The following is a 26818-nucleotide window of genomic DNA, read 5'->3' as shown; positions in this document are numbered from 1 at the left end:
GCTTACGTCCTGCCTGCGCAGACGACAGACGGCCCGCCAAGTGCGGGCTGTCGGCGTTCAGAAGGTCCGGATCAGGAAGCGGAGGCTGCTGGCATAGTGGCCGTAATCGCCGCTGCTGATGCCGTTGCGCTGGCTGCCCACATACAGCTCGCGCCCGGCCTCGCGATAGACCGTGATGGGGCCGCCGGAGCGTGCCACCGCGCCGGCATGGACGGCGGCGCTGCACAGGCCGGAGTCGCCGGTATACACATCGGTGCCCCACACCGTGCCGCTGCGGACGGCCTCGGCGCTACAGATACAGGTGAAGGGCGTGGGCAGATCAGGGTTGATCGACAGGCGTTGCGGGCAGGGTTCCGGCCCGGTCGCGACCGCTATGCTGTCGAAACGGATGCTGTGGGCGTAGCGGCCGTAGTCGTTGCTGGCGATGCCGTGGCGCGAGGTGCCGATGTACAGATCGCGCCCCGGTGCGTCGCGCGCAGTGACGTCGCCGCCCTCGCGTCCGACCGCGCCGGCATGGGCCGCTGCGCCACACAGGTTGGAGTCGCGTGTATAGACATCCGTCCCCCAGACAGCGCCCTCGCGTATCGCCCCGGCCGTGCAGTGGCACGTGTAGGGCAGCGGCAGATCGGGGTTGATCGACAGCCGCTGGGGGCAGGGTTCAGGGCCGGGTGTCGGCGCCGGCGCGCCGGCAAAGCGCAGGCTGCGGGCATTGCGGCCGTAGTCGTAGCTGGCGATACCGTGGCGTGCGGTGCCGATGTAGATGTCGCGCCCCGCCTCGCGCAGCGCCGTGACCGTGCCGCCCTCGCGGCCGATCACGCCGGCATGTACGGCCGCGGCGCACAGGGTCGAGTCGACGGTGTAGTTGTCGGTGCCCCACACCGTGCCGTCGCGTGCGGCCTCGGCGCTGCAGTGGCAGGCGAAGGGTGTCTCCAGCGCGGGATTGACCGACAGGCGCTGCGGGCAGGGGCCGGCGTCGGACGCGGAGGCCGCCATGGCGGGCGAAGGGGCGCTCGCCTTGGGAGCGGGCGCCGCGGTCGATGGAGTGTGTGCTGCCGGCTCGTCGACGGGCGGTGTGTCGGCCGAGGGCGTGTCGTGCTTCGCTGCAGAAAGGGGAGCGGTCGTCGGCGGTGCCGGGGCGCGCGACAGCCACCAGCCGAGGCCACCGAGCAGTGCCACCGCAACGACCCCGGCCAGCACGATCGGGGGGCCACGCTTCTTGACCGGTGGCGGGCCGCCGGATGTCGGGGCAAGCACGGGGCCAGGAGGCGGCCTGCCAGCCTCCTCTCGGATCACCTCTGCCAGGCGCTGCCAGTGCACCTCGCGTGGTGCCGCCCAGGCATCGATCCAGTGGGCCGAGGAGATGAACAGCTCCAGCGCCTTGGACGGCACCACATCTTCGAGGCGCACGGGGAACACTGGTTTGTTCTTGCTGACTGCGCGTTCCACCTCGCGCCGCACGAAACCCGATGCGTTGGCCTCGGCCGACAGCAGCACCACGAACACTGCGCTGTCGGCGATGCCGTCGAGAATTTCGGAGGCGTAGTCACGGCCCGGCGTGACGTCGCGCGGCGCGATCCAGCACGGCACGCCTTGCGCTTCGAGCGCGATGCACACCTCCATGGCGCGTGCGGCGTCTTCGGAGGCGTGGCTGATGAATGCCGTTTTACCCAAGGCGATCCCCCCCAGCTGGCCGTCCTGCGGTGGCGTGTGGACCCGGCCGGACCCACGCCTATGCCATCAAGCTAAGCATAGGCGGTGGGTGGGGACTTTCAATGATGTTCAGTCGTCGAACGGCGGGGCCTGGCGGGTCTGCATGGCTTGGGCGGCGACTTGCATGTCACGGGTGAGCAGGGCGCTGGCGTTCCAGTTGGCGACGAAGCGCAGGCCGTCTTCGATGCTGTGATCGCGGCTATAGTCCATCACCGCTTTGGTGCCGCGGATGGCCAGGGGCGATTTTCCGGCGATGGCCTGTGCGATCTTCTCCACTCCGGCGGACAAGGCCTCGGGGGTGTCGAACACGCGATTGACCAGGCCGAGTTGTGCCGCCTCGGTCGCACCGAACTCCCGGCCGGTGAAGGCCAGTTCGCGCGCGATGCCGTCGGGGATCAAGCGTGGCAGGCGCTGCAGTGTGCCGACGTCGGCCGCCATGGCCATGTCGATCTCGCGCACCGAAAAGCGCGCCTCGGCGCTGGCATAACGCATGTCGCAGGCGGTGACGATGTCCACCCCGCCGCCGATGCAGGCGCCCTGAATGGCGGCGATGACCGGTTTGCGGCAACGGGCGATGGCGCTCACGCAGTCCTGCATGTCGAGGATCAGGCGGCGCAGTTTCTCTTGGGCACGCGCGGGGTCGGCGTGGCGGATGCGCGCCGGGACGCCGGCGAGCAGGGCAAGGTCAATGCCGGCGCAGAAGTGCTTGCCCTCGCCGGCCAGCACGATCACGCGCACGGCATCGGTGTCGTCCGCCCACTGGAAGGCGCGTCGCATGGCGTCCCATAACTCGGCATCCAGGGCGTTGGCGCAGTCGGGGCGGTTGAAGGCGATGCGGGCAATGCCGTTGTCTAGCGACAGCGAGAGATTGGCGAAATCAGGGCTTGTCATAATCAAACGACCGTTTGAATTGAAAGCTGCATGGTAACGGATTTGGCACGCTTGCGGCTCTCCCCTGCATCGCGACTCGCGGTGCCTGCCGGTCATCACAAAGCGACCGACGCAGTACTGGATCTAGATCAAGATTCGCCTCGATGTGCCGTAGACTCCGTCAATCTCTCAGGCACTTTTTTGCGCATTTCTCAATGCTGACTCCAACCTGGCTCAAGCACGCCATCCTGTTGTTTCTGGCTTACTCGGTGACAGGGGTGTTGTCGCTTCAAATGGCCATTTCACCCGGCTATGTGGCGCCATTGTTTCCGCCTGCCGGTATCGCCTTGGCGGGTGTGTTGCTCTATGGGCTGCGCATGCTGCCGGCCATCGGGCTGGGTGCGCTGGCGGTCAATCTGGTGGCCTTGTGGCAAGCCGGTTTGCCGGCATCAGGCAGTGTGGCGCCGTTTTTTGTGGCGGTCGGGGCCGTGTTGCAAGCGGCGGCCGGCGCGGCACTGGCAAGGCGCTGGACAGGCTTCCCGGTCGTGCTCGATCGCGCCCGGCAGATCATGTCCTTTCTGTTCTTGGCGGGGCCGATCAGTTGCCTGATCAATGCCAGTATCGGCGTGGGTGTGCTGGTATTGACCGGCTCGCTGCCGATGGAAGAGGCGGCGTTCAGCTGGTGGAACTGGTGGGCGGGCGATTCGCTCGGCGTACTCATTTGTGTGCCGCTGATTTTCGTGATGCTGGGGCGCCCGAGAGACGCCTGGGCACCCCGCAGGCGCGTCGTCGCGCCGCCGATGTGTTTTGCCTTGCTGATGATGGCCTTGCTGATTTTTCAGGTTGGCAGTTGGGAGAAGCAGCGTCTGGAAGATGAGTTCCAGCGTGACGCCAATGCCTTGATGGGGCGCATCTTCACGCGGGTCAAAGACCATCTCGATGCCTTGCAGGCGCTGGAGCGTATGGCCACCGTGCAGCGCGGCGCCGATGTGCAGTCCTTCCGCCTGTTCAGCCAACCCTGGTTTGCGCGTTACCCGGGCTTGCGAGTCATGGGTTGGGCGCCGAGCGTGACCGAAGCGGAGCGCCCGGCCTTCATGCAGCGCATGCGTGCCGAGCTGGGCGAGGACTTTGACATCTTTGAGCGCGATGACGACGGACACGCCTTGGCGGTCAAACCGGCGCCGCGCTACTACCCGATCGTTTATGCCGAGCCCATTGCCGTCAATCGCGCGGTGATCGGGCTCAACCCGCTGGGTTTCGGGCCTGCGCGGGTGGCCCTGGAGCAGGCTGAGCGGACAGGACTGCCCGTGGCGACACCGCCGATCCGGCTGCAGCAGGAAACGGGTGACCAGTTCGGTGTGGTCATCTACCAACCGGTGTTCGACATCGAGCTCGGGCAGAGTCCGCCGAAGCGCCTGGGCATGGCGTATGTCGCCTTGCGCCTGGGGGACACGGTAGACGCCGCGATCGAGAATCGCCTGTCGCCCCATCTGCGCCTGTGTATGTCGGATCTGGACCCGACGCAGGGCCCGGTGCGCTTATACGGCCCCGCTGGGTGCGAGCGCGATCTGAGCGCCGCGGACGGATTGAATCTGGCGGACAACTTCAGCTTTGCCAGCCGCACCTGGGATGTGCGCGTCTCGGCATTGCCCGGCTATGCCTCCTTGCAGCGCGGGTGGGTGGTCTGGATTGCGCTGGTGACCAACCTGTTGGCGGTTGGCATGCTGGGCGCGTTTTTGCTGCTGACCAGCGCCCATACGCTCCAGGTTGAGGGGCTGGTCAGCAAGCGCACCGCACAGCTGGCGGCCACCAGCGAACGCCTGCGCGAACAGCAGGTCGCGCTGGCCCGCGCGCAGGCGATTGCGCAGCTGGGGAGCTGGGAGCTGGACGGGGCGTCGGGGCTGCGCTGTTCTGATGAGCTGTGTCGCCTGCTCGGTCTCGCGGTCGATTCATCGACCGACCTGGCGAGCATGCTGGCCTGTGTGGCCGAGCATGATCGCCACCACCTGGCCGAAGCGATCGACCGCCTGCGCCATGCCGTTGGCGCCGCCACCTTGGATGCACGATTTTCCCGTGGGGGCGAGGCGGCGTGTATTGGTCACTTCCAGATTGAGAGCGTGAGCTTGCCGAATGGCGACTTGCGGGTGCGCGGCACGGTGCAGGACGTGACGCTGGCGCGTGAGTCCGAAGCGCATATCCAGTTTCTCGCGCACTACGACGGACTCACCCAACTGCCCAACCGCGCCCTGTGGATGCGCAACACGGCGCAGGCGCTCAATAGCGCCGAGCGCCATGGCGACCAGTTGGCGGTCCTGTTTCTCGATCTCGACCAGTTCAAGACGGTCAATGATTCGCTCGGCCATCCGGTCGGCGACCTGCTGCTCAGGGCGGTTGCCGATCGCTTGAAGTCCGTTCTGCGTGACGAAGACCTGCTGGCGCGCCTCGGCGGCGACGAATTCGTGGTGCTGGTGCCGCGGCTCGGACAGCCCGAAGACGCCGCCGCCGTGGCGCGCCAGATCACTTCGGCGCTGGTGTCGCCTTTCTCGATCGAGGGGCACGAACTGGTGGTGTCGGCCAGCATCGGGATAGCGCTCTACCCGCAGGACGCCTGTGATGTCGACAGCTTGCTCAAGCAGGCCGATCTGGCCATGTATGGTGCCAAAGATGCGGGGCGCAACACTTACCGCTTCTTTGAAGATCGCATGAACGCCCAGGCCTATCAGCGCTTGATGCTCGAAACCGCTTTGCGCCGCGCCATCGAGCGCAACGAACTGGCGCTGCACTACCAGCCGCAGATGGGCATGCCGGAGGGCCATGTGGTGGGCTGCGAGGCGCTGCTGCGCTGGACCAGCCGCGATCTGGGCGAGGTGCCGCCGCACCGCTTCATCCCGGTGGCCGAAACCTCGGGCCTGATTCTGCCGATTGGCGACTGGGTGCTGCGCGAGGCCTGTCGTCAGCAGCGCCAGTGGGCGAGCGAGGGGCGCCCCGATGTGCGCGTGGCGATCAACATCTCGGCCATCCAGTTCCGTCATGCCGGCTTCGAGACGCGGCTCAAGGACATTCTCGATGAGACCGGCGCCGACCCGGCCCAGATCGAACTCGAGATCACCGAAAGCGCGCTGATGCAGGCCGGCAGCGATATTGTCGATCGGCTGTGGGGCCTGCGCGACATGGGCTTCACGCTCGCGCTGGATGATTTCGGCACGGGCTATTCCAGCCTCGCCTATCTCAAGCGCTTCCCGATCCACCGGCTCAAGATCGACCGCTCTTTCGTCAAGGATCTGCCCGACGACGCCGAAGACCGCGCCATCGCCAGCGCCACCATGTCGCTGGCCCGCGACCTGGGGATGGCGGTGGTCGCTGAGGGGGTGGAGACCGCCGCCCAGCGCGATTTTCTCGTCGCCGGGGGGTGCCGCATTTTGCAGGGCTACTTCTATGGCAAGCCGGTGCCGGCGACGGTGTTTACCGACACCTGGCTCAGCGCCGAAGTCGAGACGACCAAAAGTACCTGAGCATCAAGCCTGCGCCGAGCATGCCGCCCAGGTGGGCAAAATGTGCCACGCCGGTTTGCAGGCCGGTGACGCCGAGGAAGAGTTCGAGCGCGCCATACAGCGCCACGAATAACGCCGCCGGCATCGGGATCGGCGGGATCAGCAGCACCACACGGCGCTTCGGAAACAGCACGCCATAGGTCAGCAGGAGCCCGAACACGCCGGCCGACGCCCCGATGACGGGCGCCTGTGAGCCAAACAGCATGCCGACCGCGATCTGCGCCAAGGCCCCGCTGATCACCCCGGCGAACCACAACATGGCGTAGCGGCGCGCGCCAAAGACGCGCTCCAGCTCGCTGCCGAACATATACACCGCGAACATGTTGAAGAAGATGTGACCGATCCCGCCGTGCAGAAAGCTGTAGCTCACCAGTTGCCAGGGGGCGGTCAGCACATTGCCCAGTGTGGGCCACAGCGCAAAGGGCGTCAGATAGACCATGCCGCCGTTCAGTTGCAGCAAAAAAATCAGCACGGTGCTGATGATCAATGCACGGGTGACCGGTGGCATACGGCGGATTCCTCAGAAAAGTCCTGGGTGAGAGTGCGGGCGGGCGTCGCAGGTTCCAGTGCCGGCAAGCACCGCGGCAGCGGGCCGCCGAAAGGCGCAGTATAGTTGGGCACAGCAGGCGCTGCCGCGCAGGGTCGCCGGCGCCCCACCGAACCGAATCCGCCAAGGAGCCCCCATGGCCAATACCGCCACTCTCGATGTCGTCGACGGCGTCGCAACGCTCACGCTCAACCGCCCCGAGGCGCTCAACGCCTTGTCGCTGGAAATGATGGAAGATCTGGCCGCGGCCACCCGCGCGCTCAAGGCTCGCACCGATGTGGAAGTGGTCGTGGTTACCGGCGCCGGCGCGCACTTCATGGCCGGCGGTGATCTGAATGATTTCGCCCGCCAGCTCGGACAAACGCCGCAGGCGCGGCTGGCCACCTTCAAGGCCATGATCGTGCATCACATCAACCCGACCGTCGAGACGCTGCAGTCGCTGCCTCAGCCGGTGATCGCCAAGGTGCGTGGCGCCTGCGCGGGCTTTGGTCTGTCATTGATGCTCGGCTGTGATCTGGCCGTGGCCGCCGACGACGCCGTGTTCACCACCGCCTACGCGGCGATCGGCTTGTCGGCCGATGGCGGCATGTCCTACTTCTTGCCGCGGGTCGTCGGCCGGCGCAAGGCGCTGGAGTTGCTGATGCTGTCGGATCGCTTCAAGACCGACGAGGCCTTGCGCCTTGGCCTGGTCAGCCGGGTGGTGCCCGCCGACGCGCTGGACGCGTCGGTCGATACGCTGGTGGCCCGCCTCAAGGCCGGCCCGCGTCATGCCTATGGTGAGTTCAAGCGCTTGATCAACGCGAGCATCGACAACCAGCTCGAAGCCCAGCTGCAAAGCGAGGCCGAGGCCTTCTCGCGGTGCAGCGCCACCGGCGATTTTGCCGAGGGTGTGACCGCGTTTCTGGACAAGCGCAAGCCCAGTTTCAAGGGCACGTAATCAGCCCAGCAGCAAACTGGCGGCGATGCTCCACAGCGTCAGCGCGACGATGCTGTCGAGCACCCGCCAGGCGACCGGGCGCTGGAACAGCGGCCCCATCAAGCGCGCGCCATAGCCAAGCAGCACGAACCAGACAAACGAGGCCGCGATGGCGCCAGCCGTGAAGACGGGGCGCGCCGCTTCGAGTTGAGTCGCGCCGACCGCCCCGATCAGCACCACGGTGTCCAGATAGGCATGCGGGTTGAGCAGACTGAAGCCGGCCGCCGCGGCCAGTGCCTGACGGCGCGATAGTGCCTGCGAGCCCGAGGTGTTCATCCCCGCATGCCCTCGCCAGGCCGAGCGTGCGGCGCGGGCGCCGTACCACAGCAGGAACACGCCGCCACCGATCTTGGCCGCGGCCATGGCCGTGGCGCTGCTGCTCAGCCACGGCCCGACGCCGGCCATGCCCAGCAGAATCAAGCCCGCGTCACACATGGCGCTGACCGCGACGGTCAGCAGCACATGTTCGCGGCGCAGGCCCTGGCGCAGCACATGCGCGTTTTGCGCGCCGATCGCCATGATCAGCCCGACGGTTACACCAAATCCACTGAAGAAAACACTAGTCATCGCTGTCGTCCTGCAAAGAGGGGGCCGGCGTTTGCCGGAGAGGTGACGAGATTGTCGCTGCGGTGCGATCCATGGTTAAGTAGAATTAAATTTATTCTGTTCAGTGAAAAAATTCTAATGATTGACGCTCGCTACCAAGCCTTTGATGCGGTGGTGCAAACGCGCAGCTTCGAGGCTGCGGCGCGTCGCTTGAACCTCACCCAGTCCGCCGTCTCTCAGCGCATCAAGCTGCTCGAAGCCGAGCTCGGCCAGGTGCTGCTGGTGCGTAGCAAGCCGGTGCAGCCCACGCCGGCGGGTCGGCGCCTGCTGCCCTATGTGGCGCAGCTTCGGCTGATCGAGGCCGAAGCCGCCCGGGCGCTGGCCGGCGACGGGGCGCATGCGCCGGTGCGGCTGTCGGTCGGGGTCAACGCCGACACGCTGGCGACCTGGTTTTTGCCGGCCGTGCGGCAAGTGGTGAAGGAGGAGGCGGTGGTGCTCGATTGTGTGGTCGACGATCAGGATCACACCCACGCGCTGCTCGCCGGTGGCGATGTGCTCGGCTGTGTCAGCACCCGGCCGGACGCCATGCGCGGCTGTGCGGTGCGCCCGCTCGGGGTGATGCGCTATCTGTGCGTGGCCTCGCCTGACTTCTGCGCGCGCCACTTCCCGCGCGGGCTCACCCGGCAGGCGCTGGCGCGTGCGCCGGGCATCGTGTTTGGCCGGCATGACGACATGCACGACTTGTTCCTGCGCCAGCATTTCGGACTCGACGCCGGGCAGTATCCGCAGCATGTGGTGCCCTCATCCGAGGGCTTCTGGGCCATGGCGGCGGCGGGGCTGGGCTACGGATTTGTGCCCGCTATCCAGATTGCCGCGCAACTGAGCGACGGCACGCTGGTCGATGCCGCGCCCGGCCATGCCGAAGATATCGCGCTTTACTGGCATCACTGGCAGGTGCAGTCGCCACTGATGGCGAAGTTGTCGGACGCCGTGGCCGATGGCGCGCGGGCGGTGCTAGCGGCTGCGTGAGCGTCGGCGCTCGGCGCGGTCGGCGTCGCTTGGGGGCGTCGCGCGGCGGCTGTTGACCGCCCTGCGGGATTCCCTCGCCGCGGCCCGCTGCGCCGCGCGCGCTTCTCTCGCCGCCCGCGCGCGGGTGCGGGCGGCGGTCGTGGCCGGTGCGCGTTGCGGTGTGGCGCGCGGCGTCGCCGCCGGGGGCGCGCCGGTCGAGCGCTGCGTGCGTGACGGGGCCGCTTCCCTGGTCACGCCTTCGATGGCCTTCTGCCAGTCGCCTTTTTGCAGATTCGTCAGCCAGTCGTCGGCGGCGACCGACGGGCCGTGCCAGAGTGTCGTGAGCAGGAGCAGCGTGAGTTTCAGTCGTGTCATGAGAGACTCCCGGCCCGACAGGAAACCGATTTATGTGTCGGCAGCGAACTTGTTGCGCCGAGGTCGGACCAATCCTAAGTCTAGAAAACAGGAACGCTTAGCGCCATGATGCGAGCCTTGAGTTACTTCTTTGTCATTTTTGCCATCTTTCTGGCGCCGCTGGGCGTGGCCGTGGCCCGGCATCTGGCCGACGACACGCAGGCCACCGACTGGCGCACGGCAAGACGCGACAGTACCGGCATCGCCCCCTTGCCGGCCCAAACGCCCGAGGCGGTCATCCATGTGTATGCGGCGCGTGCCTTCCGCTGGCGTGGTGCGTTTGGTGTGCACACCTGGATCGCCGCCAAGCCGCAAGGCGCCGACGCCTACACCCGTTTTGAAGTGGTCGGCTGGGGCGTGTCGCAGGGGCGCAACGCGGTGCGTGTGGGCGAGGGCGTGCCCGATGGTTACTGGTATGGCAACGCGCCGACGCTGATCCGCGCGCTGCGCGGCGGTGATGAGGTCGACGCGCTGATCGAACGCCTTCGCGCCGCGGCTACGGCCTATCCGCACCAGCACGAATACCGCGTGTGGCCGGGCCCCAACAGCAACACCTTCATCGCCTACCTGGGCCGCGCCGTGCCCGAGTTACACCTTGACCTGCCACCGACCGCGATCGGTAAGGACTATCTGCCCGACACCGGCGTGTTCGCCCGCGCGCCAAGCGGCGGCGGCTTCCAGGTGTCGCTGGCCGGGCTGCTGGGGGTGACGCTCGCCGCAGAGGAGGGGCTGGAGATCAATCTGCTGGGCCTGTCGCTCGGACTCGATCTGTCGCCGCCGGCGCTCAAGCTGCCCGGCGTGGGGCGGATCGGGATGAGCGAAGAGTAAGGCTCAGGCCACTAGAAGTATCGTTATTCAATACTTGTGACTATTGCACTGGACTTAAAGTGATCTCTGGCTAGACTGTGACCATCGTTTCTCGACAGGTCACACGCCATGAGCACCACCGCCGATCTCGTTGTCGCACTCAAGGCCGAACTCAAAGCGAGCGGGCTGACGTATGCCGCGTTGGCCGAACGGCTCAGCATGGCCGAATCGAGCATCAAGCGCATGTTCTCCGCCAATGGCGATCTGCCGCTGTCGCGGATTGATGCGATTTGCCATGCCCTGGGGCTGGATTTTGCCGACCTGGCGCGCAAGGTGGCCGACAGCCAGCCCTTGCTTCAACAACTGACGCTTGCCCAGGAGCGCGCCGTAGTGGCCGACCGACAGCTGCTGATGGTGGCCATCTGCGTGATGAGCCAGATGTCGCTGGCCGAGATCCTCGCCTCCTACGCGCTGACCGAAGCGGACGGCGTGCGCTGCCTGGCCGCGCTTGACCGGCTCGGCATCATCGACCTGCGCCCCGGCAACCGCTATCACCTCAAGGTGGCCAAGGGTTTTCGCTGGTTGCCGCAGGGCCCGGTGATGGCTTTTTTCCGCAAGGAGGTGTTGCAGGATTACTTTGCTGGCGGCTTCGATGGCGAATCCGAAATGCTCACCGTGGTGCATGGCGAGATCGGCCGTGGCCTCGCCGCCGCTTTCCGCGACCGGCTGACCCGCATCTGTCAGGACTTCTCCAACCAGCATCTGGCTGACCAGAAGCTCCCGGCCTCCCAGCGCCAGCCCTTCACCCTGGTGATCGGCATGCGCTCGTGGCTGATGCCGGCGCTCAAGCAGATGCAGCGGACGGGGGAGGGGGTATGAACACGACCGTGCGCTCCCCGATGCGTCGTCGGCTGCTTCTCGGAGGTCTCTCCGGTGCGGCGATCGGCACCGCGGCATGGCAGTTGGGCCAGCCGTGGCTGGTCAACCCCTGCCGCGCGACCTTGCCGGCCGAGATTGCCGACCACGACATCATCCGCGCCGCCTGGGCCGGGCTCGATCCGGCCGAGGTGTGGGACTGCCACGCGCATCTGGCCGGGGTGGGCGATGGCGGTAGCAGCATCACCATCTCCGAGACCATGCTCAGCCCGCTGCATCCGCTCGAATACCTGCAGCGCCTGTTCTACCTCAACGCCGGCTGTGCTCACGACGCGCCGGGGCAGGTCGATCAGAGCTATGTCGCGCGCCTGCACAACCTGATGGACGCGATGCCCGCCGGCGTCAAGCTGATGCTCTTCGCCTTCGATCACGCGCATGACGAACACGGCGTGGCGCAGCCCGATCAGTCGGCCTTTTACGTGCCCAATGCCTATGCGCAACAGGTGGCCGACGCTTTGCCCGAGCGCTTCGAGTGGGTGTGCTCCATCCACCCCTACCGCGAGGACAGCGTCGCCGCGCTTGAGACAGCGGTGGCGGCCGGCGCGCGGGCGGTCAAGTGGCTGCCGCCGGCCATGGGCATCGACCCCGCGTCGCCAACATGCGATCGCTTCTACGCGGCGCTGGCTCGGCTGGATGTGCCGCTGATCTCGCATGCCGGCGAAGAAAAGGCGGTGCACGGCCTCGGCCAGCCGGCCTGGGGCAACCCGCTGCGGTTGCGCCGGGCGCTGGCCGCCGGGGTGCGGGTGGTGATGGCGCACTGCGCGAGCATTGGTGAGGATGTGGATCTCGACCGCGGGCCCGACGGCCCGAAGCTGCCGAGCTTTGACTTGTTCAAGCGTCTGATGGTCGCGCCCGAGTACGCCGACCGACTGTTTGCGGATATCTCCGCCATCACCCTGCGTAATCGCGATCTGTCGGTGCTGCGCGAAATCATCGAGCAACAACACTGGCATAATCGCCTGCTGTTTGGCACCGACTACCCGCTGCCGGGTATCCTCCCGCTGATCTCGCCCGCGCAACTGGCGGCTGAAAACATGCTGGATGTGGCGGCCGTGCCGGTGCTCGAAGCGGTCCGCGACCACAATCCGATTCTGTTTGACCTGGTGCTCAAGCGCCATCTGACCAGCCGTGGCGCCAAACTGGCCGACGGCATTTTTGAAACCCGCCGCTTTTTCGACCGGAGGCCCGCATGACCCAGTTTTCGCTGATGCATCAGCGCCGCTTCTTGCCGTTTTTCCTCACGCAGTTTCTCGGCGCCTTCAACGACAACGTCTACAAGAATGCGCTGGTGGTGCTGATGACCTTTCAGGCGGCGCGCTACACCGAGCTCTCCGCCGGCGTGCTGGTCAATCTCGCTGCGGGGCTGTTCATCCTGCCGTTTTTCCTGTTCTCGGCCACCGCCGGGCAGCTGGCCGACAAGTTTGAAAAAAGCCATCTGATGCGGCTGATCAAGCTGGCCGAGATCGGCATCATGGCGCTGGCGGCGACCGCCTTTGCGCTCGAATCGCTGCCGCTGATGCTCACCACCTTGTTCCTGATGGGCGCGCAGTCCTCGCTGTTTGGCCCGGTCAAATACGCGATCCTGCCGCAGCATCTGGCGGAGACTGAACTGGTCGGCGGCAACGCGCTGGTCGAGTCGGGCACCTTCATCGCCATCCTGATCGGCACCATCGCCGGCGGGGTGATGATCGCGCTGCCCGGCGGCACGGTGTGGGTGTCGGTGGCCGTGCTGGTGCTGGCCGTGGCGGGTTACTTTGCCAGCCGCGGCATCCCGCTGGCGCCGGCCGCCGATGCCGGCCTGCGTATGAACTGGAACCCGCTCACCCAAACCTGGCGCACCATCGGCTTCACCCGCAGCAACCGCACGGTGTTTCTGTCGGTGCTCGGCATCTCGTGGTTCTGGTTCTACGGCGCGCTGTTTCTGTCGCAGTTTCCGGGCTATGCCAAGGACGTGCTGGGCGGCGACGAATACGCCGTCACGCTGCTGCTGGCGGTGTTCTCGGTCGGCATCGGTGCCGGCTCACTGCTGTGTGAAAAACTCTCCGGCAAGCATGTGGAGATCGGCCTGGTGCCTTTTGGCTCGATCGGTTTGTCGCTGTTCGCGCTCGACCTGTGGTGGGCCAGCCCGGCGGCCGGCGCGATGGGCGAGGGCCTGGCGATTGGCGCGGTGCTGTCGCAGGCGATCGCCTGGCGGGTGTTGTTTGATCTGTTGATGATCGGCCTGTTCGGCGGCTTCTTCATCGTGCCGCTGTATGCGCTCATCCAGAGCCGCAGCGCGCCCTCGCACCGCTCGCGCATCATCGCCGGCAACAATATTCTCAACGCACTGTTTATGGTCGTCGCCGCCGGGCTGGGTGCGGCCTTGCTGGCGGCGGGCGTGTCGATCGCGCAGCTGTTCCTGATGACCGCCATCCTCAACGGTTTTGTCGCGCTCTACATCTACACCCTGGTGCCGGAGTTTCTGCTGCGCTTCATCGTCTGGGTGCTGGTGCACACCGTGTATCGGCTCAAGGTGACCGGCGACGAGCAGATTCCGGAAGACGGCCCGGCGGTGATCGTGGCCAATCATGTGAGTTTCGTCGATGCGCTGGTCATCATGGCCGCCAGCCGCCGGCCGATCCGCTTCGTGATGGACCACCACATTTTCCGCTGGCCGATCCTCTCCTTCGTGTTCCGCACCAGCCGGGCGATTCCCATCGCGCCGGCCAAGGAAGACCCGGCGATGATGGAAAAGGCCTTCGACACCGTGGCCGAGGCGCTGGCCGCCGGAGAGCTGGTCGGCCTCTTTCCCGAGGGGCGCATCACCGACACCGGCGAGATGAAGCCTTTCCGCCCCGGCATCAAACGCATCATCGAGCGCAGCCCGGTGCCGGTGGTGCCCATGGCGCTGCGCGGGCTGTGGGGCAGTACCTTCAGTCGTAAGGACGGGCCGGCGCTGCGCAAGCCGTTTCGGCGCGGGCTGTTCAACCGGATCGCGCTGGTGGTGGGCGCGCCGGTGGCGCCGGACGCGCTGCGGGTCGATGCCTTGCAAAACACGGTGGCCGCCCTGCGCGGCGACCAGAAATAAGAACAGGACAACGGTATGTGGATCATTGCAGGATTGGTGCTGGGGGCGCTGGCCGGCCTCGACAACGGGCTGGAAGAGCTGGTCATCGGGGCGGTGGTTGGCGCGATCATCGGCGCGGTGATTCAGTTCTTCACCCGCAAGCCGAAGGCCGACGCCGCTGCACTGGCGCAGCTCGAAGCGCGGGTCGCGCTGCTGGAGCAGACCGTGGCGCAATTGCGCGCGGGTGGCGCCGAGCGGGTACCAACGGCGGTGCCTGTGACGCCACGCGCGCCGGTGGCCGATGAGACCGCGCCGTCCTTGCCCGTGTTCGAGGCCGAGGCGCCGCCGCCCGCCGCACCGATTCCCCAAGCCGAACCCGTCCGCCGTCGCGGTGCCGATGTGCTGGCCGCCCGACGCGGCGAAGCGGCGCCCGCGCGCAGCGCCCCGGTCGAGCGTACGCCCGGTACGCTCGATCAGCTCTATGACACCGCCCGCGCCTGGCTGCTGGGTGGCAACACCGTGGTGCGCGTCGGCCTGCTGGTCCTGTTCTTCGGCCTCGCGTTTCTGGCGCGCTACGCCGTCGAGAACAGCCTGCTGCCCGTCGAGTTCCGCCTCGCCGGCATCGCCTTCGGCGGCATTGCGCTGCTGGTGGTCGGCTGGCGTCTGCGCAAGCAGCGCAGCGGCTACGCGCTCAGCCTGCAAGGCGGCGGGGTGGGGGTGCTCTACCTCACCATCTTCGCCGCCATGCGCATGTATCAGATGATTCCGCCCACGCTGGGATTCGCGCTGCTGCTCGCCGTGGTGGTCTTCGCCGCCGCGTTGGCGGTATGGCAGAACGCGCAGGCGCTGGCGGTGATCGGCATCGCCGGCGGCTTCATGGCGCCCATCATCGCCTCGACCGGGCAGGGCAGCCATGTGATGCTGTTCGGCTACTACCTGCTGCTCAACGCCGGCCTGCTCGCCATGGCCTGGCAGAAAGCCTGGCGGGTGCTCAATCTGGTCGGCTTCGTTTTTACCTTCTCGATCGCGCTGGCCTGGGGCGCCAAGGATTACAACCCGGCGCTGTTCGCCAGCACCGAGCCCTTCCTCGTCGCCTTTGTGCTGATGTACATCGCCGCCGCGGTGCTCTACGCCTGGCGCAGCGCGCCTTCGCTCAAGGATTACGTCGACGGCACGCTGGTGTTCGGCACCCCGGTGGTCGGTTTCGGCCTGCAGGCGGCGCTGGTGCAGGACATGCCCTACGGGCTGGCCTGGAGCGCGCTGGCGCTGGGCGGCTTTTATGTGCTGCTGGCGCGCTGGCTGCATGGCCGCGCGCGGCCGAGCCTGCGCTTGCTGGTCGAGTCCTTCCTTGCACTGGGCGTCGCCTTTCTTACGCTGACCATTCCGCTGGCCGTCGATGGCCAATGGACGGCCGCTGCCTGGGCCATGGAAGGCGCGGCCTTGTTGTGGGTGGGCACGCGCCAGTCGCGCAAGCTGGCGATGGCCTCGGGTGTGGTGCTGCAACTGGCGGCGGGCGCCTTCTTTGTGGCCGATGGCGGGCTCGAAGCCTATGGGCGCGTCTGGCCGCTGTTCAATAGCCAGTGCTTTGGCGCCGCGCTGATCGCGCTGGCCGGTTTCTTCAGCAGTCGCTTTGCTGACACCGCGCGTGATCACTGGCCGCGTTTGCTGTCGGTGGCCGCCCCGGCGCTGCTGGTGTGGGCCACGCTGTGGTGGCTGGCCGGCGGCATGACCGAGCTGGATGCCTGGTTCACCAACCGACAGATCCCCGCCGCCGCGCTGATCTTCTTTGCCGCCAGTGGCGCGCTGGCCAGCTTGGCCGCGAGACGCTTCGACTGGCCGGCGCTGCACGGGCCGGCCTTGCTGGCGCTGCCGGGCATGGCCCTGTCCCTGTTGCTGACCTTGCTGCATGCGAGCACCCACCCGCTGGCCGACTGGGGCCTGCTCGCGTGGCCGCTGGCCGTGGCCTCGGCGCTGTTCGCGCTGCGTCGCGCCGAAGGCACGCCGGTGGTCGCCAAGTGGCTGCGCCATGGCCACACCGCCGGGCTGTGGCTGGCGAGCATTGCGCTGGCCTGGGCGGCGGGCGAGGTGACTGATGGCGCGGTGGCCGGCGACAGCTGGGCGCATGCCGCGGTGCTTGCGGTGATCGCGCTGGTGATGATTGGCATGCAGCGTCTGGCACTGCGCGGCATCTGGCCGGCGGGGCCGTGGCGGCAGGCCTACCTCGGGCTGGGCAACGCCGGTCTGGCGGTCGCCGGGCTGGGTTGGGCGCTGCTGGTGAGCGTGGCGGGCGGCGGCGATGTCACGCCCTTGCCCTATCTGCCGCTGCTCAACCCGCTCGATCTGGCCATGGGCGTGATGTTGCTGGTGGTGTTCCGCTGGTGGCAGGTTCAGCCCGACGGCGTGCCGGTGCTGGGCGGCATGCTGCCCAAGGTGCTGGCAGCGGTGGGCTTCGTGCTGGCCAATGGTGCCTTGCTGCGCGCGGTGCATCACTTGGCCGGCGTGCCGTGGAGCGAGGCGGCACTGTTTGAAAGCGACACCGTTCAGGCCAGCGTGTCGCTGTTCTGGGGCTTGCTCGGTCTGGCGCTGACCTTTGTCGCCAGCCGGGGTCAGCGGCGCACGCTGTGGATGTTGGGCGCCGTATTGCTCGGCGTGGTTGTCGCAAAACTGTTTTTGGTGGATATGGCCAGCACCGGCACGGTGGCGCGCATCGTGTCTTTCCTTGGTGCCGGGGTGGTCTTGCTGGTGGTTGGCTACTTCTCGCCGCTGCCACCGGCCAGGGAGCAAAACGCATGAAAACCTTGCCGTGGTTATTGATGGCGATGGCGCCGCTGGCGCTGGCTGCACCGGGGGTGGAGGACTTCGATGTGCGTCTGTCCATCGAGGCGCCGGTCGATGCCAGCTTGCTGCAGTTGAACCTGCCGGCCGATGTCTATCGCGCCGTGCGCCATGCCGACCTGCGCGATGTGCGCATCTTCAATGCGACGGGCGAGGCGGTGCCCATGGCGCGCCTGCCACGCCCGACCGAGTCGCAGGCGCTACGCGTCGAGCGGCCGCTGGTGGCCTTGCCGGCGCGCTCGGCACCCGTGCGCGATGGCGTGACGGTGCATGCCAGCGGCGCGACCAGCGTGCGTGTCGAGGTTGACCGCACGGCGCCCGCGGCGGTGAGTGCACTGCCGGGCTATTTGCTGGAGGTGAAGGACTTCGACGCCGCCGTCGATGAGCTCACACTCATCTGGCCGGAAGCCACGCCGTTTGAAGCGGTGGTGAGCGTGCAGGCCTCGGACGACTTGCAGCAGTGGCGCACGGTGGCGCATCGCCGCGCACTGCTGTCGCTGGGCGAGGGCGAGGCGCGCATCGTTCAGGACCGCATTGCCCTGCCGGCGGTGCGCTCGCGCTACCTGCGCGTGGATTGGGTCGGCACGCCGCCGCCGGTCACGCTGCAGCGCGCGGCGCTGGTGAGCAGTGGGCGCGCGGTGTCGGTGGCGCGTGAGTGGGTCGAGCTGAGCGGTCAGGTGGACGCCAGAACCATCGACTTTTCATCGCCGGGCCTGTTCCCGGTCGACGCGCTGCGCTTGGTGCCGGTGAGCGATTCCGATGTGATCTCGGCGCGCGTGGCCTCGCGCGCGGCGGTCAGCGGCCGCTGGCAGTGGCGGGCGCGGACGGTGGGCTACCGCTTGCAGCAGGCGGGCGGGGTCGATGAGGGCGAGGCGACGACGATCGCGCCGACCCGTGACCCGCTGTGGCGGGTGACGCTGGATGCCGACGCAACCGAGGTGCCGCGTCTGGCGCTGGGCTGGACGCCCGAGTCGGTGGCTTTTGTGGCGCGCGGCGCCGGGCCTTACACCTTGGCCGTGGGGCATGCGTCGGCGCCCTCGGTGTGGCAGGCGCCGGGTCAGGTGGTGCCGGGTTTCGGCACCGATCGGGCCGCAGCTTTGGCGTCAGCCCGAGTGCGGGCGGGGGCGGCCCCTGTGGCCGCCGCGCCGCGCGAACCGGCGCCCTGGCAGGCCGGCAGCCATTGGTGGTTGTGGGGCGCGCTGTTGCTTGGCGTGGGCGTGCTTGGCGCGATGGCGCGCGGGCTCTGGCGTGAGATGGGCACGGCGAAAGATACCCCGACGAAGTGAGCTCGCTCGGGCGCGCCCGTCAGGACAAAGCGCCAGCCTGACCGCAGGAACTGTGCCTTGCTGGCCGGACCTTGGGCGCGCAGGATAACGGTTTTCATGACGAAAGCCTGAGTTAAAGATGCCGGATATCACGCCCCCCAGCCCCGTCGATGACGCTGCATTGCACCCCGACACACAGATGATCAGCCATGCTCATGACCCGTTTCTGGCGCAGGGCGCGGTCAAGATGCCGGTCTATCACAGCTCGACCTTCGCCTTTCGCAATGCCGAAGAGGGCGAGGCCTTCTTCGATGTAGCGGCCGGGCGTGCGCCCGCGCCGGCCGGGGCCAGCGGGCTGGTCTATAGCCGCTTCAATCATCCCAATCTGCAATTGGTCGAGGCGCGTCTGGCGCTGCTCGACGGCGCCGAGGCGGCGGTAGTGACCGCCAGCGGTATGGCGGCGATCAGCACGGCGCTGTTCGCCAGCCTGCGCCCCGGCGAGCAGATCGTACACAGCAGCCCGCTGTATGGCGGCACCGAAACCCTGATCCGTCAGGTGATGGCCGACTGGGGCGTGGGCGCGATGGCCTTCGACGACGGCTTGTCGGCGGAGGCCATGCGGGCGGCGCTGGAGACGGCGGCGGCGCGCGGACGGGTGGGGGTGTTCTATCTCGAGACGCCGTCCAATCCGGTCAATTCGCTGGTGGATTTTGCCGCGGTCGACACGGCCTTGTCGGACTTCGCGGCGCAGCATGGCTACCGGCCGCTGTCGATGTGCGACAACACCCTGCTCGGGCCGCTGTTTCAGCAGCCGCTGCAGCACGGCATCGACCTGGTGATCTATTCGCTGACCAAATACGTGGGCGGCCACAGCGACCTGATTGCCGGTGCGGTCAGTGGCAGCCAGACGCACATTCAGCGCCTGCGCAAGTGGCGCTCGACCACCGGCTGCATGCTCGATCCGCAGTCGTCGTGGTTGCTGGCGCGTTCGATGGAGACCCTCGGTCTGCGCATGCGTCGCGCCGCGGCCAGCGCCAGCGCAGTGGCCGAGTGGCTGGCGACACAGTCGCCGTATCCGGTGACCGTGCTGCATCCGGCGCACCTGCACGATGCGCGCTATCGGGCGGCCTTCGCCCGGCAATGCCAGGGGGCGGGTTCAACCTTTTCGGTGGTGCTCGACGGCGGGCGGGCGGCGGCCTTCCGCTTCATCAATGCGCTCAGGCTGTTCCGTCTGGCGGTGAGCCTGGGCGGCAGCGAATCGCTGGTGTGCCATCCGGCCTCGACCACCCACTCCGGCGTGCCGGCCGAGCTGCGCGAGCGCGCCGGGGTGACGGAGGGGCTGGTGCGCCTGTCGATCGGGCTGGAGCATGAAGACGACCTGATCGCCGATCTGGCGCAGGCACTCACTGCCGCGCGGGCGGCGGTGGCGTCGGGGTCGTGAGGCGATAGGCCAGGCCGCCAACCCACTCGTGGGTGGCAAACCAGCCGGCGTAGGCGCTGCGCGCGTTGGGGATGAAGTCGCTCCATTCGATCTCGGGGTCGGGGTTGGAGAGCCAGGCGGTCGGCGCGGGCGTGACGCGCAGGCCGGCGGCTTCGAACGCGGCTTTGGCGCGCGGCATGTGGGCCGCGTGGGTGACCAGCGCGATGTGTTCGATGCCCTCGGCGCCGAGCAGGCGCGCGCTCAGATTGGCGTTGTCGCGGGTGTCGAGCGAGGCGGACTCCGCCCAGCGCACGACAATGCCGTACTCCTCTTCGATGACCTCGCGCATCATCAGCGCTTCGGGTGTGCGGCGTTCGGGCGCGCCGCCGGCAACCAACAAGGGCCGGCCCGAATCCCGCGCCAGCTTGGCGCCGTAGCGCAGGCGTTCGAGCGCCAGCCCGTTGACAGTCGTGTCGCCGTATTCCGGCGCGTAGCTGCGGGTGCCAGCACCGAGAATGACGATGGCCTGAGTCTGCTGCAAAGCCTCAAGCGAGATCGGTGGCGCGGTCTCCAGCGGCGTGGTCAGCCAATTGACGGTGATCGGCAGGCTCACCACCAGGGCATACAGCCAGCCCAGCCAGGCCAGCGTGCGCAGCCGTGCCACCATCAGGCCGAGGCCGATCAGCAGCAGCGGGCCGGCCGGCGGGAGAATCAGCATAGCGATGATTTTCTTTGCCCAGAAGGCGATCAGAGCGGGTTCCATGGGCGAGTGCGTTGTGGTTGGTGGATGCCGACAGTATTATCCTCGTCTAAGCCCACCGCTGCCGGCTTTCCCCGGCTGACACCATGCCCGATCACCGCTACGGGTTCGAAACCCTCTGCCTGCATGCCGGCCAGCCGCCCGACGCCACCACCGGCGCACGGGCGATGCCGATCTACCAGACCACCTCCTTCGTCTTCGACTCGCCCGAGCACGCCGCCGCGCTGTTCAATCTGCAGACTTTCGGCAATGTGTACTCGCGCATCTCGAACCCGACGGTCGCGGCCTTTGAAGAACGCATGGCCGCGCTCGAAGGCGGGCGGGCCGCGCTGGCCACGGCCTCAGGCCTGTCGGCGCAGATGGTCGCCTTACTCACCTTGTGCGAGGCGGGCGACGAGATTGTTGCCGCGCGCACGCTGTATGGCGGGAGCTATTCGCAGCTCGATGTGAGCCTGCGCAAGCTGGGCATCAACACGCATTTCGTCGACCCGGCCGATCCGGAAGCCTTCCGCGCCGCGATCAACGACAAGACCCGCGTGGTGTACGGCGAAGTCATCGGCAACCCCGGCCTTAATGTGCTCGACATCACCGCCATCGCCGAGGTCGCGCATGCGTCGGGCGTGCCGCTGGTCATCGACAGCACGCTGGCCTCGCCCTATCTGTGCCGGCCCATCGAGCACGGCGCCGACATCGTCATCCACTCGGCCACAAAATACATTGGCGGCCATGGCACGACCATGGGCGGGGTGATCATCGAGTCCGGTAAGTTTCCCTGGGACAATGGCCGCTTTCCGGCGCTGGTCGAACCCTCGCGGGGCTATCACGGCGTCAACTTCTACGAAACCTTCGGCGACTTCGGCTTCACCATGAAGGCGCGCATGGAAACCCTGCGCACCTTCGGCCCGGCGCTGTCGCCCTTCAGTGCCTTCATGCTGCTGCAAGGGCTCGAAACCCTGCCGGTGCGCATGGATCGCCATGTGGCCAATGCCATGGCGGTGGCGAAGTTTCTCGCGGCGCATCCGATGGTGGCCTGGGTGAACTACCCCGGCCTCGACACCAGCCCCGATCATTCGCTGGCGCAGCGCTACTTCCCCAAGGGCGCAGGCGGTATCCTCAGCTTTGGCATCGCCGGCGGGCAGGCCGCGGGCGAGCGCTTCATCAACGCGGTGCAGATGATCAGCCACCTGGCCAATGTGGGTGACGCCAAGACCCTGGTCATCCACCCAGCCTCGACCACGCACCGGCAGTTGTCTGAAGCCGAACAGCGCGCCGCCGGTGTGCCGCCCGACATGGTCCGCCTGTCGGTGGGTATTGAAACCGAGGCCGACATCCTGTGGGATCTCGACCAGGCACTGGCGCAAGCCGGCAAGGAGGCGTGAGCATGGGCGCGCGGGAAGTTTTATGGATTGTGGTCGCCGTGCTGGCGGTGTATCTGGTGTTTCAGTTGATTCGTGCCATGGGCGTGAAGGACGCCGACACCTCCGCTGACGCAGGCGCCGATGTCGAGGCCAAGGCCGAGGCGCTCGAAGACCTCGCTGCGACGCGCGCTGACATCGCGGCCGATACCGCTGAGGATGAGGTCGCCGATGATGCCGTGGTCGCGCTGTCGCGTGCTGCGCCCGACAACGCGGCGGCCGACAGCTTCAGCCTGGCACTGGAAGTGCGCCAGTTGCGCCGCGACGCGGCCCAGTTGCGTGGCGAGATCGACCAGTTGCGCGCCGAGCAGCTGGTTTTCAGGCAGAGCATCAACGAGCAGGCGGCGCAGCTCGACGCCGCCCGCGCCGCACAGCGCGTCTCGCCCCTGTATGGTGAGGCGCTGGCACTGGTACGGCGTGGCATGACAGCCGAGGACATTGCCGAGCGCTGCAGTATTTCCGTGGCGGAAGCCGAGTTGGTCAAATCATTGGGTCAGGATCCCGCCGAAGGGTCAGAGGACGCACGATGAGTGAAGCAAAACGTGACACGACACCGTCGGCGCTGCGCAGCCAGATGCTCCGTCGCGCCGGCATCGCGGGCGGCCTGATCGTGGTGCTGCTGGCTGCGCTGGCCTGGTTCGAAAACACCCAGCGCGCCGACGATGCCGCCGCCCGCCCGGCCGTGGTGATGGCGCCCCCGCCGCCGGTGCCCGCCGTAGGCGCGCCACCCATGCCGAGCGCAGCCGAGGTCGAGGCGAGCGTGGCCGCGCAAGACGGCGTGCCCGCGTCGGACGGCGTGTCTCCGGTTGCGGCCGAGATGAGCACGCTGCCGCAACCGGTGGCGGCCGCCGAGCGCACCGACGAAACCCCGCCCGCCGTGGTGGGCAAGCCGCGTCTGGTGCTCAAGAGCAGCGATGCGCCCGCCCGCGCCGCGGTCGCCGACCCCGAAACCCCGGCGCCTGCGCCGGCGGCTACGCCGACATCGCCGAGCCCGGTCAAAGCGGCCGTCGCGGCCTCAAAGCCGGTGCCGCGATCCGGCTACCTGGTCCAGCTCGGGGTGTTCAGCACGTCCGAGAACGCCCAGGCGCTCTACGAAAAAGTCGCCAAAATGGGCATCGAATCGCATATTGAAAGCCGCGTGGTGGTCGGTCCGTTCAAAGACCGCGCCGCGGCCGATGCGGCACGCGAAAAACTGCGTCAATCCGGCCTGGGCAAAGGGCTGGTGGTGCGCAACCCCTGATGTGACGAGGCGCCGTCGCTGAGCGCACGGCAAGCCACCGAGATTGACGACAACACAAGGAGACACCCATGCATATTGAAAGCGCCGCCTTCGGATCGATCGACGTCGAAGCCGATCAGATCATCGAATTCCCCGCCGGCCTGCCGGGTTTTGAAGCCTGCAAGCGCTTCACCTTCATCCAGACCGGCGAGCATGGCTCGGTGCTGCAGATGCAGGGCGTGGATGACCCCGCCATTGTGTTTTCGGTGACCGATCCGGCCGCGCTGGGCGTCAACTACGAACTCACCTTGTCCGACGCCGATGTCGCCTCACTGGGCTTGACGCAACCCGAAGACGCCACCGTGGCGGTCATTGTGCGACAGGCCGCCGTCGATGTCGGTTCGCCAGCCGATGCAGGGCTCAAGGCCAACTTCATGGCGCCGCTGGTGGTCAATACCGCCACCCGGCGCGGCATCCAGAAAGTGCTGGAGCAGGTCGGCTGCGAGATCACGCTGCGCGGTCAGTAAGCGGCCGAGTCACTCGGGGGTGGCGTTCGCCTCACCGGCTTTTTCCAGCCGGCGGATGAACACCGCCATTTCGCGCGCGGCCTGGATGTCGCCCTTGTCGGTGGCCACCTGGTGCCCCTGGCGATAGGCGCCAAGGGCTTCTTCCGGGCGGCCGTCGGCCAGCAAGGCCTTGCCCAGTTGCTTCCATGCGGCAGAGAACAGGCTGTCGCGCTGCAGGCAGTCGCGGTAGTGCTTGACGGCCTCGGCCGGCTGGCCCGCCTGCAAATAGGCGTTGGCCAGGCCAAACCGCAGCAGAGGGCCGTCATGCGGCCCGTCCAGCATGGCGCTGAGGCGAGTGATGTGTGCTGTGCTGTCCATGTCAGCATGGACTGTTTCTGGCGACGAAGGTTCGTCGGAAACGCGCGTTTTATCGGGCGGTTACAATGCCGTTCAGGCACCGGTGGGTCATGCACTTGCCGGTCATCGATAGACCCAGGAGAACCAATTCATGAGCAAACAGATCATTGCCACCGACAAGGCCCCAGCCGCCATCGGCACCTATTCGCAGGCCGTGCGTGCCGGCAACACCGTGTACATCTCTGGCCAGATCGGGCTCGACCCGGCCACCATGACCATGGTCGAGGGCTTCGAGGCCCAGACCCAGCGCGTTTTCGAAAACCTCAAGGCGGTCGCCGAAGCCGCTGGCGGCTCCTTGGGTGATGCGGTCAAGCTCACCATCTACCTCACTGACCTGGCCAACTTTGCCAAGGTCAATGAAGTCATGGCGCGCTATTTTGAACAGCCGTACCCGGCGCGCGCCGCGGTTGGTATCAAAGAGCTGCCCAAGGGCGGCGTGGTCGAGGCCGACGCCATTCTCGTGATCGACTGATTTCGTCGCCGCTCCGGCCTGCGCATGCCAGCCTCCAAGGCGGTCGCGTCTACAGCCAACCGCGCCGGCTGGCCCGGCGTGGGCCCGCAGCTGGCGGGCCGGTTGGCCAAGCTCGACATTCACGGCCCGCAGGACCTGCTGCTGCACCTGCCGCTGCGCTATGAAGACGAAACCCACTGCGCGGCCATCGCCGAGTTGAATCCCGGTGTGCCGCAGCAGATTGAAGGCGTGGTCACCGATTGCGAGATCCGCATCCGCGGTCGCCGCCAGCTGGTGGCCCAGGTGCAGGACGCCACAGGCAGCCTCACCGTCCGCCTGTTGCACTTCTATCCTCAGCAGCAAAAACAGCTCGCGGTCGGCCAGCGCGTGCGTCTGTTCGGCGAGGCGCGCGGCGGTATGTTCGGCTTCGAAATGATCCACCCGCGCATCCGCACGGTGGGCGAGGGCGAGGCGCTGCCCACCGCGCTCACGCCGGTCTACCCCACCACCGCCGGGCTGGCTCAGAGCGCGCTGCGCAAGCTGATCGCCCGGGCGCTGGATACACACCGGCTGGACGAATTGCTGCCGGATGCCCTGCGTCGGCCATTGCGGTTGATGCCTTTCGGCGAGGCCGTACGCCTGCTCCACCAGCCGCCCACCGACATCAACGCCGACGCGCTGGTGGCGCATGCGCACCCGGCCTGGCGGCGGATCAAGTTCGAAGAACTACTGGTGCAGCAGTTGTCACTGCGCAAAGCCCATGCGCAACGGCGTGCGCGCACCGCGCCGCCGCTGCGCGGCACCGGTCAGCTCACCGAGGCCTTGCTGGCGGCCTTGCCCTTTGCGCTGACCGGCGCGCAGCAGCGCGCCGATGGCGAGATCGCGGCCGATCTGGCGCAGCCCTATCCGATGCAGCGCTTGTTGCAAGGCGATGTGGGCAGCGGCAAGACCATCGTTGCGGCGTTGGCCATGTTGCGCGCGGTCGAGGCGGGCTGGCAGGCCGCCCTGATGGCGCCGACCGAGATCCTCGCCGAACAACACTATCTCAAGCTTTCTGCCTGGCTGGAACCGATGGGGCAGGCGGTGGAGTGGATCTCCGGCAGCCTGAGTAAAAAGGTCCGTGCTGCCGCGATTGAACGCCTGGCCAGCGGTCAGAGCATGCTCGCGGTCGGCACCCACGCGCTGATCGAAGACCCGGTCGCCCTGCCGCGCCTCGGCCTTGCCGTGGTCGACGAACAACATCGCTTCGGCGTGCGCCAGCGGCTGGCCTTGCGTGAGAAGGGCAGCGCAGGCAGCCCGCACATGCTGATGATGTCGGCCACCCCGATTCCGCGCACGTTGGCCATGAGTTACTACGCCGATCTCGACGTGTCGGTGCTCGACGAGTTGCCGCCGGGGCGCACCCCGATTCTCACCAAGCTGGTGTCCGACGCGCGCCGTGACGAGGTGCTCGGCCGGGTGCGCGAGGCTTGCGCCGAAGGGCGCCAGGCCTACTGGGTGTGTCCGCTGGTCGAAGAGTCCGAAACACTGGACCTGCAAACCGCCATCGACACCCACGCCTCGCTCAGCGAACAGCTGCCAGAGCTCAAGGTGGGGCTGGTGCATGGCCGCCTCAAGGCCGACGAGAAGCGCGCCACCATGGCCGCCTTTGCCTCCGGTGAGCTGCACTTGCTGGTGGCCACCACGGTGATCGAGGTCGGTGTGGACGTGCCCAACGCCAGCCTGATGATCATCGAACACGCCGAGCGCTTCGGCCTGGCGCAACTGCACCAGTTGCGCGGCCGGGTGGGGCGCGGCACGGCCGAATCAGTGTGCATTCTGCTGTTTGGCAACGCCTTGTCGGAGACGGCGCGGGCGCGGCTGAAGGTGATCTTCGAGCACACCGACGGTTTCATGATCGCCCGCGAAGACCTGCGCATCCGCGGCCCCGGCGAGTTTGTCGGCGCCCGGCAAAGCGGTGTGCCGCTGCTGCGCTACGCGGACCTCGAAAACGACGGCGATCTGGTCGAACAGGCGCGCGATCTGGCCGAAGCCCTGCTGCGCGAGCAGCCGGCATTGGCCGAGGCCGTCATGCAGCGCTGGGTCGCCGGCCGCGAAAGCCTGCTCCGTGCGTAGCTTG

23 protein-coding genes are annotated in these 26818 nt (G+C 67.3%); 16 read left to right on the top strand and 7 right to left on the bottom strand.

Annotated features, from left to right (window positions below; all coding sequences use genetic code 11):
- Positions 1-57 precede the first annotated feature (57 nt).
- Both FHP91_RS08280 and FHP91_RS08275 read right to left on the bottom strand, forming a co-directional pair.
- Positions 58-1671, bottom strand: coding sequence for an LCCL domain-containing protein (locus FHP91_RS08280; protein WP_144309119.1), 1614 nt, complete (start codon positions 1669-1671; stop codon positions 58-60).
- 108 nt (positions 1672-1779) lie between these two features.
- Complete coding sequence (locus FHP91_RS08275; RefSeq protein ID WP_144309118.1) at positions 1780-2601, bottom strand: crotonase/enoyl-CoA hydratase family protein; 822 nt, start codon at positions 2599-2601, stop codon at positions 1780-1782.
- A gap of 194 nt (positions 2602-2795) precedes the next feature.
- Between FHP91_RS08275 and FHP91_RS08270 the strand changes: the two genes are divergently transcribed.
- Positions 2796-6092 (top strand): EAL domain-containing protein, encoded by a 3297-nt coding sequence (locus FHP91_RS08270; protein WP_144309117.1) that lies wholly within the window; start codon positions 2796-2798, stop codon positions 6090-6092.
- Here the strand turns inward: FHP91_RS08270 and FHP91_RS08265 are convergent.
- Positions 6058-6639, bottom strand: a complete 582-nt coding sequence (locus FHP91_RS08265; protein WP_144175344.1) for a rhomboid family intramembrane serine protease — start codon at positions 6637-6639, stop codon at positions 6058-6060. The genes FHP91_RS08270 and FHP91_RS08265 overlap by 35 nt on opposite strands.
- A gap of 175 nt (positions 6640-6814) precedes the next feature.
- Between FHP91_RS08265 and FHP91_RS08260 the strand changes: the two genes are divergently transcribed.
- On the top strand, positions 6815-7615 hold the full coding sequence (locus FHP91_RS08260; RefSeq protein WP_144309116.1) for an enoyl-CoA hydratase/isomerase family protein: 801 nt from the start codon (positions 6815-6817) through the stop codon (positions 7613-7615).
- Here the strand turns inward: FHP91_RS08260 and FHP91_RS08255 are convergent, their stop codons facing one another.
- Positions 7616-8221, bottom strand: a complete 606-nt coding sequence (locus FHP91_RS08255) for a LysE/ArgO family amino acid transporter (protein WP_144309115.1) — start codon at positions 8219-8221, stop codon at positions 7616-7618.
- Positions 8222-8338: 117 nt separating this feature from the next.
- Here FHP91_RS08255 and FHP91_RS08250 point away from each other — a divergent pair, with 117 nt between their 5' ends.
- Complete coding sequence (locus FHP91_RS08250; RefSeq protein ID WP_144309114.1) at positions 8339-9229, top strand: LysR family transcriptional regulator ArgP; 891 nt, start codon at positions 8339-8341, stop codon at positions 9227-9229.
- On the opposite strand, the gene FHP91_RS08245 is transcribed toward FHP91_RS08250, so the two are convergent.
- The gene (locus FHP91_RS08245; protein WP_144175352.1) at positions 9215-9583 is read right to left on the bottom strand and encodes a hypothetical protein; all 369 of its coding nucleotides are present in this window, start codon (positions 9581-9583) and stop codon (positions 9215-9217) included. The genes FHP91_RS08250 and FHP91_RS08245 overlap by 15 nt on opposite strands.
- A gap of 105 nt (positions 9584-9688) precedes the next feature.
- Between FHP91_RS08245 and FHP91_RS08240 the strand changes: the two genes are divergently transcribed.
- The 7 genes from FHP91_RS08240 (at position 9689) to FHP91_RS08210 (ending at position 19952) form a co-directional block, all read left to right on the top strand.
- Entirely contained in the window at positions 9689-10450 is a 762-nt protein-coding gene (locus tag FHP91_RS08240; protein ID WP_246116256.1) for a DUF3750 domain-containing protein, read from the top strand.
- A 108-nt stretch (positions 10451-10558) separates the two neighbouring features.
- Positions 10559-11308, top strand: a complete 750-nt coding sequence (locus tag FHP91_RS08235; RefSeq protein ID WP_144309113.1) for a helix-turn-helix domain-containing protein — start codon at positions 10559-10561, stop codon at positions 11306-11308.
- Entirely contained in the window at positions 11305-12558 is a 1254-nt protein-coding gene (locus FHP91_RS08230; protein ID WP_144309112.1) for an amidohydrolase family protein, read from the top strand. The genes FHP91_RS08235 and FHP91_RS08230 overlap by 4 nt, the downstream gene beginning before the upstream one ends.
- Complete coding sequence (locus FHP91_RS08225) at positions 12555-14432, top strand: MFS transporter (protein ID WP_144309111.1); 1878 nt, start codon at positions 12555-12557, stop codon at positions 14430-14432. Before FHP91_RS08230 ends, FHP91_RS08225 begins: the two co-directional genes overlap by 4 nt.
- A gap of 15 nt (positions 14433-14447) precedes the next feature.
- Positions 14448-17204 (top strand): DUF2339 domain-containing protein, encoded by a 2757-nt coding sequence (locus tag FHP91_RS08220; RefSeq protein WP_144309110.1) that lies wholly within the window; start codon positions 14448-14450, stop codon positions 17202-17204.
- Entirely contained in the window at positions 17201-18532 is a 1332-nt protein-coding gene (locus FHP91_RS08215; protein WP_144309109.1) for a DUF3999 family protein, read from the top strand. Before FHP91_RS08220 ends, FHP91_RS08215 begins: the two co-directional genes overlap by 4 nt.
- Before the next feature lie 118 nt (positions 18533-18650).
- The gene (locus FHP91_RS08210; protein WP_144309108.1) at positions 18651-19952 is read left to right on the top strand and encodes a cystathionine gamma-synthase family protein; all 1302 of its coding nucleotides are present in this window, start codon (positions 18651-18653) and stop codon (positions 19950-19952) included.
- Here FHP91_RS08210 and FHP91_RS08205 read toward each other — a convergent pair.
- The gene (locus FHP91_RS08205; protein ID WP_144309107.1) at positions 19915-20694 is read right to left on the bottom strand and encodes a YdcF family protein; all 780 of its coding nucleotides are present in this window, start codon (positions 20692-20694) and stop codon (positions 19915-19917) included. The genes FHP91_RS08210 and FHP91_RS08205 overlap by 38 nt on opposite strands.
- A gap of 83 nt (positions 20695-20777) precedes the next feature.
- On the opposite strand from FHP91_RS08205, the gene FHP91_RS08200 reads away from it, so the two are divergent.
- The 4 genes from FHP91_RS08200 to fliW all read left to right on the top strand — a co-directional run bounded on the left by FHP91_RS08200 (position 20778) and on the right by fliW (position 23852).
- Positions 20778-22070, top strand: coding sequence for an O-acetylhomoserine aminocarboxypropyltransferase/cysteine synthase family protein (locus FHP91_RS08200; protein ID WP_144175369.1), 1293 nt, complete (start codon positions 20778-20780; stop codon positions 22068-22070).
- Positions 22071-22072: 2 nt separating this feature from the next.
- Positions 22073-22636 (top strand): DUF2802 domain-containing protein, encoded by a 564-nt coding sequence (locus FHP91_RS08195; RefSeq protein WP_222105146.1) that lies wholly within the window; start codon positions 22073-22075, stop codon positions 22634-22636.
- Positions 22633-23346: an SPOR domain-containing protein gene (locus FHP91_RS08190; RefSeq protein WP_144175371.1), complete on the top strand. Its 714-nt coding sequence runs from the start codon at positions 22633-22635 to the stop codon at positions 23344-23346. Before FHP91_RS08195 ends, FHP91_RS08190 begins: the two co-directional genes overlap by 4 nt.
- Before the next feature lie 68 nt (positions 23347-23414).
- Positions 23415-23852, top strand: coding sequence for a flagellar assembly protein FliW (fliW, locus tag FHP91_RS08185; protein WP_144309106.1), 438 nt, complete (start codon positions 23415-23417; stop codon positions 23850-23852).
- Positions 23853-23861: 9 nt separating this feature from the next.
- On the opposite strand, the gene FHP91_RS08180 is transcribed toward fliW, so the two are convergent.
- Positions 23862-24209, bottom strand: coding sequence for a tetratricopeptide repeat protein (locus tag FHP91_RS08180; protein WP_222105145.1), 348 nt, complete (start codon positions 24207-24209; stop codon positions 23862-23864).
- Between the two features lie 130 nt (positions 24210-24339).
- On the opposite strand from FHP91_RS08180, the gene FHP91_RS08175 reads away from it, so the two are divergent.
- Both FHP91_RS08175 and recG read left to right on the top strand, forming a co-directional pair.
- On the top strand, positions 24340-24720 hold the full coding sequence (locus tag FHP91_RS08175; protein ID WP_144175375.1) for a RidA family protein: 381 nt from the start codon (positions 24340-24342) through the stop codon (positions 24718-24720).
- Between the two features lie 24 nt (positions 24721-24744).
- Positions 24745-26814: an ATP-dependent DNA helicase RecG gene (gene recG, locus FHP91_RS08170; RefSeq protein WP_144309105.1), complete on the top strand. Its 2070-nt coding sequence runs from the start codon at positions 24745-24747 to the stop codon at positions 26812-26814.
- The last annotated feature ends 4 nt before the right edge of the window (positions 26815-26818 follow it).

The sequence above is a fragment of the Denitromonas halophila genome (genome assembly GCF_007625155.1).
GTDB lineage: Bacteria > Pseudomonadota > Gammaproteobacteria > Burkholderiales > Rhodocyclaceae > Nitrogeniibacter > Nitrogeniibacter halophilus.
Note: the sequence above shows the minus strand (reverse complement) of the source record. Positions and strands in the feature narration are given on the sequence as shown.